Genomic DNA, 12,849 nt, shown 5'->3' with positions numbered 1-12,849 from the left:
AATGGTGTTTACTACCTGAACCTGCATAACAACACGCCAATTATTTCGGCGTACAACTGGACAGTGGACCCGCGTCCATTCCAGCAAGCGGCAGGCGCAGCGGGCCAACAACTTGGCTATACCTGGTCAACGCCTAATGGTTACCCGATAGACGGACCTCGTCTGGTTATCGAATATCCGGAAGACACCAGTGTCATCGGTTTAAGCTTCAGCACTAATTTAGGCCTTTGGTCTGTTGGCGGTGAGTACAGCTACCGCGACGGTGTGCCGGTACAAATTAACACTACCGAAATTTTAACCGCCGGTTTGCGTCCAAATGTGCCAAGCACCTTTGCTGACCGCGTTAACAACGCCGAACTGGGTGAATTAGCTCACGGCTACGACCGTATGGACGTCAGCCAGGCACAGGTTAGCTTTGTGCGCTTTGTTGACCGTCTGTGGGGTTCTGACCGCATGACCTTTGTGGGTGAAATTGCCACTAACCAGGTGCATGATTTACCGGGTCTGAACGAACAACGCTACGGTCGTTTACCGCTGTATGGTAAGTGCTTAAGTGCCGAAGACACTGGTGCACCAGCCGACATGAACTGCGACGGCTTTGTCACTTCAAACTCGTGGGGCTACCGTACCCGCTTCCAGTTTGAATACAAAGACATTTGGCAGGGCTGGGGTTTAACGCCTGTGGTTCAGTTTAACCACGACGTTAATGGTTACTCACCAAACAGCAACTTTATTGAAGACCGTAAGTCGCTGGGCGTTAACTTAGTAGCGGATTACCTGTCTACTTACAAAGTCAGCCTGGGTTACACCACCTTCACCGGCGGTGACTACGATGCGACTACTGACCGTGACTATGCGTCAGTCAGCTTCTCTTACGCGTTCTAATACATTGATTCACACCGTGAATCACGATAAAACCGTCTCTACCGAGGCGGTTTTTTATTTTCCGGGGGAACAACAATGAAAAAATGGATAATTGCGGCAGCCGCACTGGCCTTGTCAGGCACAGCAGCAGCCCAGGAAAAGTTTGAATTAGAAGACGTATTCACGCTGGAATACGCATCCTCGCCGACCATTCACCCCAGCGGTGAATGGACTGTGTTTGTGCGTCAGTCCATGGACATTAACAACGACCGTAAAGTAGGCCGTTTATGGGCCAGCCTGCCCGACGGCGACATTCGTCCGTTAACCGGTGAGCAGGGCAGCGAAAGCCAGCCAGTCTGGTCACCCAGTGGTGATCGCTTAGCCTATGTCTCTACCGAAACCGGTTCACCGCAAGTGCATATCTACTGGGTAGACTCCGGCGACAGCGCGGTTGTTACACAGCTGACTCAAGCACCGTCAGGCTTAAGCTGGTCACCCGACGGCAGCCAAATTGCTTTTTCCATGTTCACGCCAAAATCAAAGCCGGATCCGGTCAGCTTACCGGGCAAACCCGAAGGTGCTAACTGGACCGAAGCGCCTAAGTACGTCGACAAAGATAACTACCGCTTCGACGGTGGTGGCTACGCAAAAGACGGCCATCAGCAAATTTACGTTATGCCCGCAACCGGTGGTTCGCCACGTCAGCTCACCGACGACGAATTTAACCACGGCGGACAGCTGGCCTGGTCACCCGACAGCAAGCACATTTTCTTTTCGGCGAACCGTCGCGACGACGCTTTCCGCCAGCCTGTTAACAGTGAAATTTACCGTCTGACCTTAAGCAGCAAAGAAATTTCAGCGGTGACCGACCGTAATGGCCCGGACAGCTCGCCAAAAGTTTCGCCAGACGGCGAAAAAATTGCCTTTACCGGTTATGACGACACGAAAATGAGCTTTCAGGCGGCTAAACTCTATGTCATGGCGTTGGACGGCTCCAATGTGCAATTACTGGCTGACGATTTAGACCGCAGCGTTACCGGGTTTTCCTGGGATACCGACAGCCAGGGCATTTATTTCACCTACGACAACAATGGCGTTGGCCAGCTGGCACGTACCAACTTAAACGGCGAATACAAGAACCTAACCGACCGCGTTGGTGGGTTGTCGTACAGTCGGCCATACGGCGGTGGTGACTTCAGTGTTGCCAAGGGTGATCGCATTGCCTTTACCATTTCTAACCCCATGCGTCCGGCCGAGCTGGCGTTATGGGACAGCGGCGACGTTCAGCAGTTAACGCGTTTGAACGAAGACGCATTAGGCCACAAACAATTAGCCAAAGTGGAAGAGATCAACTACAAATCCAGTGTTGACGGTATCGACTTACAAGGCTGGATTGCTTACCCGCCGGGCTTCGACAAAGACAAAGACTACCCGTTAATGCTGGAAATTCACGGTGGGCCGCATACCAATTATGGTCCGCGTTTTGCTGCTGAAATTCAGTTGTTTGCGGCGGCAGGCTACGTGGTGCTGTACACCAACCCGCGCGGCAGCACCAGCTACGGTTCGGACTTTGCGAACGAAATTCACCATAACTACCCAAGCCACGACTACAACGACTTAATGGACGGCGTAGACGCGGTTATCGACAAAGGCTTTATTAACGAAGACGAGCTGTTTGTCACCGGCGGTAGTGGTGGTGGTGTACTCACCGCCTGGATAGTTGGTCATACCGACCGCTTTAAAGCCGCGGTTGTGGCTAAGCCGGTCATTAACTGGTACAGCTTTGTGTTAACCGCCGATATGTACAACTTCTTCTATCAGTACTGGTTCCCGGGTCTGCCGTGGAATCACACCGAGCACTACATGGAGCGTTCGCCTATCAGTTACGTGGGTAATGTGACCACGCCCACCATGCTGCTGACCGGCGAGAACGATTACCGTACGCCTATTTCAGAAACCGAGCAGTATTATCAGGCACTGAAACTCAAAGGGGTGGAGACTGCCATGGTGCGCATTCAGGACTCAGGCCACGGCATTTACGCGCGGCCCAGTAACCTGATGAACAAAGTCGCCTACATCCTGCATTGGTTCGAAAAATACCGCGGGGATAAGTAGCCTAACGGTTTTTATGATACCGGCGGTTCTGCCAAAAGAACCGCCATTGTTCCTTCAGACGAACCCAGCCGCGGCGCTTTGAGGCGTGGCGGTTGGCCACACTAAAAATATCGCTTTCATGGGTGTGGCTGTTGTCCACGGTGTAAGGCAGTAAGCCCAGCACATGAGCCCCGGTTTCCCATTGCCATTGCATATCCACATCTACCGGGCGGAAAAACGGCACCCGCGACAACAATTTCTTAGCCCCCTGACGACTTACCAGATACGCACAGGCACCCATCGGTGGTTTCTCGTAATCCACCAATTGAAACTCACCAAAGGTTTCCAGTGGCTGCGACTCCTTTGGCCTGAACGGCTGCGCCAGTTTAATTAAATCCCATTGAGCAAAACGGCTGTCAGCCAACGCCGCCAACGGCTTTTGCAACTGAGCAAACAGCGGATCCAGCACAATGTCATCTTCCAGAATAATCGCAGCGTCGTGTTCGCTTTCCAGAAAGGTTTTCCAGGCTTTGCGGTGGCTCATGTAACAGGCAATTTCGCCCATGGTCAGGTCGTAATTGTAGCGCTCGGTGTTCAACTGGTGGCTGTACACCGCGTTCACTTCGCTGTTAGAAACCGCGCGGCCATCCACCGCCGATACTCGTTCAAAGTCCAGGTTCAGTTCCGCCATGGCTTTTTTCACATCGTCAAGACGGTGGCCGGAGCGGTCTAGATTAATTAAATAAATAGGTAAACACGGCATATTAGCGCTCTGATTTTTCGACATCGTCACCGCGCTTCCGGCGGTAAGCGCGCTCGTACAATTTAGCTTCGGTCAGGAAAAAATGAAACGCGTCGATGTTGGCTTTAATAAAGCCGCGCCACCCGGCTAAAAACATGCGGCGAATAAAGTAAAACTTAATAAACATCAGCGGGAATATCAGCAGTACACGCGCCAGGCTGCAGTGCCTGCCGCGCTCTTCCCGCTGTTTTGCCTTTAGCAACGAGTATTTGTTCAGCTTGTCCATATAGCCTTGAGCCGAATCATAACCGTAGTGTTTAACGTCAATAGGCAAGTGCGCCAGTGGCGGCTCTACCTCAATATGCTCATGCACCTTGGTCGACGTATTCCACTGCGACTTCGACTTACGATACACCCGGCGGAAACGATGATGCCGATGGTAAGGCAGCGAGTGCCCCATAAAAATGTCGTCGTGCGCCAAGTAAATGCCGTTAATATCGCCTTTGGCAATACGCTGCTGTATTTGCTCAAAAGCGCCTTCCGGCAGTACTTCGTCACCGTCCAGGTTAATCACCCAGTCGTTACGGCATTGCTCTAAAGCAAAAGCCTTTTGTCTGGCGTAACCTAGCCAGTCCTGATGAATAATGCGGGCACCGTGTTTTTCGGCAATGCTGAGTGTGTCATCGGTTGAGCCCGAATCCACCAGCACAATTTCGTCAGCGCCTTTTACACTGGCCAATACTTCGTCCAGGTGGCGACCTTCGTTTAACGTAATTAAATAAACACTGACTTTAGGTAACTGACTTTGCTCAGACATAGGTAACCTTGCGCATCTTTAGTTGAGAATCAGGATCATATCGTTTTATCATACAAAAACAATAACAACGGAAACATCCATATGCCCTGGAGCGATCTCCTAGCCGAAGAAAAACAAAAGCCCTATTTTCAGGAACTGTGGCAGCGTGTTGAACAGGCGCGTCAGCAAAGCGTGGTGTACCCACCAAAAGAAGACGTGTTTAACGCACTAAAGCTGACCGAACCCGAGAACATTAAAGTGGTTATTTTAGGGCAGGACCCCTACCACGGACCGGGGCAGGCACACGGTTTAAGCTTTTCAGTGCCCGAAGGCGTTAAGTTTCCGCCCTCGCTGCGCAATATGTTCAAAGCCATCGCTATGGACTACCCCGACACCGTATTGCCAAAACACGGCGACCTGACCCGTTGGGCAGAGCAGGGTGTGTTACTGCTCAATACCGTGCTCACCGTAGAGCAGGGCAATGCACACAGTCACGCCAGCTGGGGCTGGGAAACCTTTACCGATACGGTCATTAGTAAAGTGTCAGAAGCCACCGAGCATGTCGTATTTTTGCTGTGGGGCTCACACGCCCAAAAGAAAATACCGCTTATCGACGGTGACAAACACCATATCCTGACCGCACCACATCCGTCGCCCTTATCGGCTCATCGCGGCTTCTTCGACGCCAACCACTTTCGCAAAACCAATGACTATTTGCAGGAACACGGGCGACAGCCTATTAAGTGGGCGTGACGTCAAGCTACGCATTAAATAAAAAACACTAAAAACTAGATTTTAAAAGCGCCAAATACTAGAATTGAAGAACACTAAAAACTAGATTTAAATAAAAATGGCTAGAACTCATGAATGAGTCTTCATCTAAATTAGCTCAAGCATTAACGACTCTCAAGTCTATTCAAGACAATGGGCATCAAGTTATACGCTCAAATCAGCTATCCAGAACTGAACGCGAAACTCTAATAAAATACGGGTTTCTGCGTTCTATTATGCGTGGTTGGTATGCAGCCTCGCAGCCCGATGAGAAGCCAGGAGATAGCACGCCCTGGTACACTTGCTTCTGGAGTTTTTGCGCAGAATATTTAGACAATCGTTTTGGTCAGCAATGGGCGTTATCTCCGGAACAGTCGCTCGCGCTTCATATTGGTGACAGAACAATACCGGCTCAACTGCTGGTGAGATCGCCAAAAGCAACGAATAACAGTATAGAATTACCCCATAAGACATCGATTCTGGAAGTTCAGTTAAAGTTGCCTGAGCAAGCGCATCTGACGACATTAAGTGGCTTGAGAGTCTACACACTGGCGGCGGCACTGGTGTACAGCTCACCTAAAAATTACACCCAGCATCCCATACAAATGCGTACCGCGCTATCTATGGTCTCCGATGCTTCAGATATTCTTAAGGTACTTATTGTCGGAGGGCACTCGGCAATTGCGGGTCGCCTGGCGGGCGCGTTCCGGAATATTGGTCGTGCCATTATTGCTGATAGTATTATTAATGGCATGGCAGCTAATGATTATCGAGTCAGCGAAACCGATCCGTTTACCGACAAAATCTTAATAGATTTTGGACGGCGTCAACTTTCTCCTTACTCTAATCGCATTCGCCTTATGTGGTCAGAAATGCGTAACGACGTTATTAATCTGTTCCCGGAACCGAGCTCAAAACCTGCCGATATTAATAATATTTTGGAAAAAATAGACGAACAATTTGTCAGCGATGCTTATCACTCATTATCCATTGAAGGCTACCGGGTAACGGAAGAGCTTATTGAGCTTATCCATTCTGGAAAGTGGGATCCCAACACATCGGGTGAATCGAAAAAGCATTTAGATGCAATGGCGGCAAAAGGTTACTGGAATGCTTTTCAGAAAGTTAAAGAAACAATAACATCAGTGTTAAACGGAGCTAACCCGGGCGAAGCTCTGGAAAGAGTGCACGGAGACTGGTATCTGGCACTTTTTTCGCCGAGCGTAGCTGCCGGCATTGTCAGCCAGCAAGACCTTGCTGGCTATCGCTCAGGCCCCGTTTTTATACGAAACTCGATGCATACACCGCCAGATAAAGAAGCGGTGCGAGATATGATGCCCACGCTTTTTGACTTACTTATCGAAGAAGAAAGCGTTGCCGTACGTGCTGTTTTAGGTCATTTCATCTTTGTGTTTATTCACCCTTACTTCGACGGTAACGGCCGAATAGGGCGTTTTATTATGAACCTAATGCTGGCATCCGGCGGCTACCCATGGACTGTCGTTCCTGTTGAAAAGCGTAGCGATTATATGCATGCACTGGAAGCCGCCAGCGTTAAACAAAATATAAAACCTTTTGCCGAATTCCTCGGTAGGTTGGTTAACACCTCTGATTAGCGCCGTAGCGCTCCCGAATCTTACCGGCTAACGCCGCACGTGCATCGGGCTCCCCATGCATTAACCGTATGCGCTTAACCGGTTCTTCGGTGGCGTCAATAAAGTCCAGCAGCTCCTGCTGGTCGGCGTGGGCTGAGTAGCCGCCTAAGGTATAAATACCCGCTTTAATCCAAATGCGCTGATGGTCTAATTCTACATAGCCGCCTTTAGGGCCGTAAGTCTGAATATCGCGCCCCGGCGTACCCGCCGCCTGATAGCCCACAAAAAGCACATCGGTGCGCGAGTCTGGCAGTAAAGCTTTTAAGTAATTGAGCATGCGCCCGCCGGTACACATACCGCTGGCGGCAATAACAATGCAGGGGTCGCCGCTGATTTTTAAATAATTCACCACGCGCTCATGGTCACTGTGGTCGTCTACCGTCATCATGCGATCGAAGTTTAACGGATGCCGGTCTTCTTCTACCCGAGCCAGTGCCTCTTCGTCCCACAACGCCTTCATGGCTCGGTACTGTTTGGTAAATTGCGCGGCCAGTGGCGAATCTAAAATAACCGTCATTTTGTGCCATACGGCATCCGCTACCCCAGTCTCCGCTTCCTTAGCCCTTGCTTTATGAATAATGTCTTCTAACTCGTACAAAAGCTCTTGCGTACGACCAATACTAAACGCCGGAATTAAAATAGTGCCTTTGTTCTCTACACAACGCTCAACCACCGACTTGAGGCGTTGTTCGCGGTCAAGGCGTGACTCGTGGTTTTTGTCTCCGTAAGTGCTTTCCAGTAACAGAAAATCAGCGCGCTCCAGCGGGGTAGGGTCGGGCAGCAACGGCGTATTTTTACAGCCTAAGTCACCTGAGAACACCACACGGTAGTGGGTACTCACATTCTCAATTTCCACATAAGACGACCCCAGAATATGGCCTGCCTGACGAAAGCGCAGTTTAAAGCGCTCCGCAGCAAAGTCGGCAGGCAGTTCTAACCAATCATCGTACTCCACCGGCTGTAGCTGGCGCTGCAGGCGAGTCACTACTGCATCAATAATTTCGGCGTTGCGGGTTAAGCCTACTTTCAAGGCGTCTTCAATAACCAGCGGCAACAAATGGGCGGTAGCTTTCGTGCAGTACATAGGACCGGAAAAGCCGGCAACCAACAACCAGGGAATGCGGCCCACGTGGTCAATGTGGCAGTGGGTCACCACCAACGCCTGCACCTTAGTAATATCGAAATCAATTTCTTGGGTGTTTGAGTCCGCGCCTGAACCCGAGGTCTCCGCCCCTTGAAACAGCCCGCAGTCAATTAAAAGTGAGTGGTCACTGTCTAACAACAGCTCGTGGCAAGAGCCCGTAACGCCTTCAAATGCGCCGTGGTGTATTACGTCCATGTGTTGGTTCCGTCTTGTTAAAACAGCCAGACTACAAAAAACGGCGGAAAAGCGCTATCGGACAAAAGGGTGATATTGGATCATTCCAAATAACCGAGGTCTTTAAGTTTACAGTAGGTTATCTTTTTTAATAACTAACTGTAGACCTTATTGGTTAATTGGTATACATTAGGTTATTAAATTTATTAACCTAATGCATACCTATGAGCACACATCAGTTGAAAGGTAAGTTACATGCGTTGCAAAAATATACACATCATGCGCTTGTATCTATGCCACAATTTAAGATGTTAATGCCAGAATATTCAGACGATGCACTAAAAGTCCGTCTAAATTACCTGGTAAAAAAAGGCGTCCTTCAAAAGGTTTGTCGGGGAGTATGGGCTTTTCCTGAAAGCCACTATTACCACTCGACGAGTATTTTGCACTTACCGCATTTGGTGCGGCCATCAAGCCTTAATTACCTCAGTTTGGAATCTGTACTCAGCAAATATAGCGTTATTAGTCAGCAGATGTTTGATTATGCCACTGTAATGACAACGGGGCGGAGTGGGACATTTAAAACTCCACTTGGGACGCTTGAGCTTACACATACTAAGCGTGACCCAATGGCAATCACTAATGAGACGTACCCATTAGATGACTACCCACTGAGAGAAGCGACAATAAAGAGAGCGTACTTAGATTTGAAAAACGTCGGACGAAATCTCGAATTGGTTGACCAGGATGCTTTAAGTGAAGCGATTACAAGACAAGGAAGTGATAACTATGAACATTAAATCTCTAGCGCAAAAAATTTGTTGCTCTAGCCCTGCGCCGTTCGATTAAAGCACGAGATGTTTGGGATATTGCCTGGCTAAATCAGCGTAATGTACAGGTAGATGCGGAGTTAGTTCGAACCAAGTTTCAGGACTATCATCAAACTACCGGTTTTGAAGCACTTTCCGGGCGGTTACAAGAACTACCTTCTTATATGGCTTCAGGTGATTTTGAGCAGGAAATGCGGCGCTTTCTACACTCATCAACGGTCGCTAACAGTATCGAGCAGGACGGTTTTATCGACTATCTTACCGATACCGTGATCCGAATGGGCGACCAGTTGTTACGAGAGCAAAGTGGTGGGTCACCGGAATTTAAGATGTAAGCTAAGGAACTAACCGCTTAAAATATCATCAATTACTAACAATAAAGCCGTTGTAGGATAAGAGCTACGTGCGGTATCATACCCGCTTGATCAAAATTATCCGCACCACCGGCCTATGGGAACCGCAACCCATGGGCGGTAGCGTGCCTGAAGGCCCAATAATGACAAACGATACTCATAACTACGACCCTCAACGGCATTCGGATTACCAAGACGACGAAATTGACCTGCGCGAGCTGTTTGGCATTATCTGGCAGGGCAAATGGTGGATTATTGCCATTACTTTTGTGTTCGCCGTGGGCTCGGTTATTTACTCATTAAGCCTGCCGAATATTTATAAGTCAGAGGCAACTTTAGCACCGACCGAAGAAGCCAGCGGTGACGGACTCTCACAAATGGCCGGCCAATTAGGTGGCCTGGCGAGCTTGGCAGGTGTTAACTTAGGCGGAAATAGCACTGATAAAACCACCATTGCACTCGAAATTTTGAAGTCTCGAGCGTTCATCAAAAGCTTTGTTGAAAAATACGACATACTGCCAGAGCTTATGGCAGTGGAAGAGTGGAACCGCGGCACCGGCATTGTATTCAATAACGAACTCTATAACCCGGACACCAAGGAATGGGTTAGAGAAGTTGAACCACCTAAGCAACCAGCGCCATCGAGTTGGGAATATGTAAGAGTATTCAGAGACCAGGTGCTGGAAGTTAGTAAAGACGACACAACCGGCCTCGTAACAATAGCAGTAAACCATCAGTCACCGGAAGTTGCCGAGCAATGGGTAGGGTGGTTGATTGAAGAGATAAACAACCACATGCGCGAACGTGACATTCAGGAAGCACAGCGGAGTCTGGAATATTTAGACAAAGAACTGCAGAGCACTTCGTTAAGTGACATGCAGCAGGTGTTCTATCAGCTAATAGAAAGGCAAACACAAACCATTATGCTGGCGAATGTGCGCCCTGAGTACATTTTCCAAACGCTAGATCCAGCTGTAGTGCCGGAACAAAAAGCCAAACCATCGCGTGCGCTAATATGCATTATTGGTACCTTCTTAGGTGGCTTTTTAAGTGTTGGTTTTGTGTTAGTTAGAAACATATTTAAAAAAGAAGACTAATCTTATTTTTTTCCATTTTCAGAGTAAGTGGTAATCCTGTGAAAGATTTCAAAAATGAACTAGTTGAATTATTAAACAATAAAAAGGCCAAGATAGGTATCTTAGGCTTAGGTTACGTAGGTCAGCCGTTAGCACTTCGCTACAGTGCACTAAACTATAAAACAATTGGTTTTGATGTTGACGAAACAAAAGTGAATGAACTTAACACTGGTCACAGCAGCATAGAACATATCAGTGACGAGGCCATGAAAGCTGCGGTTGATAATGGTTTTGAAGCCACTACCGACTTTGAGCGAGTGTCTGAATGTGATGCTCTTATATTGTGTGTACCGACGCCACTGAATAAATATCGAGAACCGGATATTAGCTATGTGACTCGTACCACTGACATGATGGTTCCCTATTTGCGGAAAGGCCAGGTCGTGTCCTTAGAGAGTACGACTTACCCGGGGACTACAGAAGAAGAACTTTTACCAAGAGTTGAGAAAAACGGTTTAAAAGTAGGAAAAGACATTTTCTTGGCATATTCACCCGAACGTGAAGACCCCGGCAATCCGGACTTTAATACACAGACAATCCCTAAAGTAGTCGGTGGTCACACACCTGCCTGCCGGGAAGTTGGAGTGGCGCTTTACAAGCAAGCAATAGATAAAGTAGTCCCCGTAAGCTCTACAAAAGCAGCTGAATTGACAAAGCTGCTAGAAAATATTCATCGGGCGGTCAATATCGGCTTAGTCAATGAAATGAAGATTGTTGCTGACAGTATGGGGATTGATATTTTCGAAGTAGTCGATGCCGCTGCAACGAAACCCTTTGGGTTTACTCCATACTACCCTGGACCAGGTTTAGGTGGTCACTGCATTCCTATCGACCCATTCTATTTAACCTGGAAAGCACGAGAGTATGGTTTAAATACACGCTTTATCGAGCTTTCAGGTGAAGTTAACCGCGCAATGCCTGAGTATGTCGTTAACAAATTGATGGACGGTTTAAATAAACATCAAAAATCTCTTAATGGTAGCCGAATTCTGGTTTTGGGTATTGCATATAAGAAGAACGTTGATGACATGCGCGAGTCTCCATCTGTAGAAATTATGGAATTATTACGCGACAAGGGCGCTGAAGTTGCCTATAGCGACCCCCACGTTGCAACGTTCCCTAAAATGCGTGAGCACAGTTTTGATTTAGATAGCACTGAATTAACACCAAAAAACTTGCAAAGTTTTGACGCCGTCATTTTGGCGACGAACCACGATAAATTTGACTACGATTCCATTTATGAAAATGCTCGGCTGATTATTGATTCTCGTGGACAGTATAGAGGCTTAAACGGAAAGGTAATAAAGGCATAATGGATACTCTAAGCAACAACTCTCAGAAGAATTTTGCACTTGTTGGGGCTGCTGGCTACATTGCTCCTCGCCACATGAAAGCCATTAAGGAAACGAACAATCATTTAAGTGTTGCTTACGATACAAATGACTCAGTCGGCATTATTGATAGCATTTCACCTGAGAGTGAGTTTTTTACGGACTTTGAGCGTTTCTATGAACATGCCTGGCGTTTAAAAAGAAATGATACAACAAAGCTAGATTATGTATCGGTATGTTCGCCTAACCACATGCATGCGCCACATATTGCCGCAGGCTTGCGCTTGGGGTGCGATGTTATTTGCGAAAAACCGTTGGTACCAACGTCTGAAGATTTAGATGAATTGAAGATAGTGGAGCAAGAAACAGGCAAGAAAGTTTATAACATTCTTCAGTTACGACATCATCCGGCTATTCTTGAATTACGCGATAAAGTATCTAACGTCGTTAAGCCTGAAAAGCACGAGGTAGAGCTGACTTACATTACGTCGCGCGGTAAGTGGTATTTAGAAAGCTGGAAAGGCGATCCAAGAAAGTCATTCGGCGTAGCTACGAATATCGGTGTTCACTTCTTCGATATGTTGCACTTTATTTTTGGTAAGTTACAAAAAAACGTGCTGCATTATAGTGATGAACTAAAAGCATCCGGCTATTTAGAATATGAAAAAGCGCGTGTGAAATGGCTGCTTTCAATTGATGCTAGTGACTTGCCAGATGACATAAAAGGCAAACAGCCTACATACCGTACCATTAACTGTGACGGTGACGAACTGGAATTCTCAGGCGGCTTTACTGACCTTCACACGGTTAGCTATCAAGAAATACTTGCGGGCCGTGGTTATGGAATAGAAGATGCTAGGCATTGTGTTGAAACCGTTGAAGCCATCCGGTCTCAGCAGGCCCAAAATGCACAGCCTGAAGAAGCACACCCGATGCTTAAGCAACTGCTGAAAGGTTAG

The 12,849-nt window shown here is 47.9% G+C and carries 12 protein-coding genes and 1 pseudogene; 10 read left to right on the top strand and 3 right to left on the bottom strand.

From position 1 onward, the window contains the following. Together B3180_RS15320 and B3180_RS15315 are read left to right on the top strand one after the other, a co-directional pair. The coding region (locus B3180_RS15320) for a DUF1302 family protein (RefSeq protein WP_286845359.1) at window positions 1-885 on the top strand (885 nt) is incomplete at its 5' end. A 75-nt stretch (window positions 886-960) separates the two neighbouring features. After that, window positions 961-2,979 (top strand): S9 family peptidase, encoded by a 2,019-nt coding sequence (locus tag B3180_RS15315; protein ID WP_286845358.1) that lies wholly within the window; start codon window positions 961-963, stop codon window positions 2,977-2,979. 1 nt (window position 2,980) lies between these two features. On the opposite strand, the gene B3180_RS15310 is transcribed toward B3180_RS15315, so the two are convergent. Further along, window positions 2,981-3,745: a glycosyltransferase family 25 protein gene (locus tag B3180_RS15310; RefSeq protein ID WP_083414772.1), complete on the bottom strand. Its 765-nt coding sequence runs from the start codon at window positions 3,743-3,745 to the stop codon at window positions 2,981-2,983. After that, window positions 3,723-4,517: a glycosyltransferase family 2 protein gene (locus tag B3180_RS15305; protein ID WP_278358239.1), complete on the bottom strand. Its 795-nt coding sequence runs from the start codon at window positions 4,515-4,517 to the stop codon at window positions 3,723-3,725. The genes B3180_RS15310 and B3180_RS15305 overlap by 23 nt, the downstream gene beginning before the upstream one ends. Window positions 4,518-4,598: 81 nt before the next feature. On the opposite strand from B3180_RS15305, the gene ung reads away from it, so the two are divergent. Continuing rightward, window positions 4,599-5,249 carry a uracil-DNA glycosylase gene (gene ung / locus B3180_RS15300; protein WP_278358238.1) on the top strand — a complete coding sequence of 217 codons (651 nt, stop codon included), beginning with the start codon at window positions 4,599-4,601 and terminating at the stop codon, window positions 5,247-5,249. Between the two features lie 110 nt (window positions 5,250-5,359). Further along, window positions 5,360-6,883 (top strand): Fic family protein, encoded by a 1,524-nt coding sequence (locus B3180_RS15295; protein WP_278355533.1) that lies wholly within the window; start codon window positions 5,360-5,362, stop codon window positions 6,881-6,883. On the opposite strand, the gene B3180_RS15290 is transcribed toward B3180_RS15295, so the two are convergent. Continuing rightward, a complete protein-coding gene (locus tag B3180_RS15290) occupies window positions 6,867-8,261 on the bottom strand; it encodes an MBL fold metallo-hydrolase RNA specificity domain-containing protein (RefSeq protein ID WP_286845354.1) in 1,395 nt (464 codons plus the stop codon). The genes B3180_RS15295 and B3180_RS15290 overlap by 17 nt on opposite strands. Window positions 8,262-8,464: 203 nt before the next feature. Here B3180_RS15290 and abiEi point away from each other — a divergent pair, with 203 nt between their 5' ends. The 6 genes and pseudogenes from abiEi to B3180_RS15260 all read left to right on the top strand — a co-directional run bounded on the left by abiEi (window position 8,465) and on the right by B3180_RS15260 (window position 12,849). Then, a complete protein-coding gene (gene abiEi, locus B3180_RS15285) occupies window positions 8,465-9,040 on the top strand; it encodes a type IV toxin-antitoxin system AbiEi family antitoxin (protein WP_278358236.1) in 576 nt (191 codons plus the stop codon). Window positions 9,041-9,072: 32 nt separating this feature from the next. Next, window positions 9,073-9,213, top strand: a pseudogene (locus tag B3180_RS15280) (hypothetical protein); the annotation flags it as partial. 48 nt (window positions 9,214-9,261) lie between these two features. Then, window positions 9,262-9,405: a hypothetical protein gene (locus B3180_RS15275; RefSeq protein ID WP_278358235.1), complete on the top strand. Its 144-nt coding sequence runs from the start codon at window positions 9,262-9,264 to the stop codon at window positions 9,403-9,405. A 161-nt stretch (window positions 9,406-9,566) separates the two neighbouring features. Then, window positions 9,567-10,520, top strand: a complete 954-nt coding sequence (locus B3180_RS15270; RefSeq protein WP_286845352.1) for a Wzz/FepE/Etk N-terminal domain-containing protein — start codon at window positions 9,567-9,569, stop codon at window positions 10,518-10,520. Window positions 10,521-10,558: 38 nt separating this feature from the next. Further along, window positions 10,559-11,872 carry a nucleotide sugar dehydrogenase gene (locus B3180_RS15265; protein ID WP_278358233.1) on the top strand — a complete coding sequence of 438 codons (1,314 nt, stop codon included), beginning with the start codon at window positions 10,559-10,561 and terminating at the stop codon, window positions 11,870-11,872. Next, complete coding sequence (locus B3180_RS15260; protein ID WP_278358232.1) at window positions 11,872-12,849, top strand: Gfo/Idh/MocA family oxidoreductase; 978 nt, start codon at window positions 11,872-11,874, stop codon at window positions 12,847-12,849. The genes B3180_RS15265 and B3180_RS15260 overlap by 1 nt, the downstream gene beginning before the upstream one ends.

Source organism: Idiomarina sp. UBA4206 (assembly GCF_002383015.1).
GTDB classification, from domain to species: domain Bacteria; phylum Pseudomonadota; class Gammaproteobacteria; order Enterobacterales; family Alteromonadaceae; genus Idiomarina; species Idiomarina abyssalis.
This window is presented reverse-complemented; position numbering and strand designations above follow the sequence as displayed.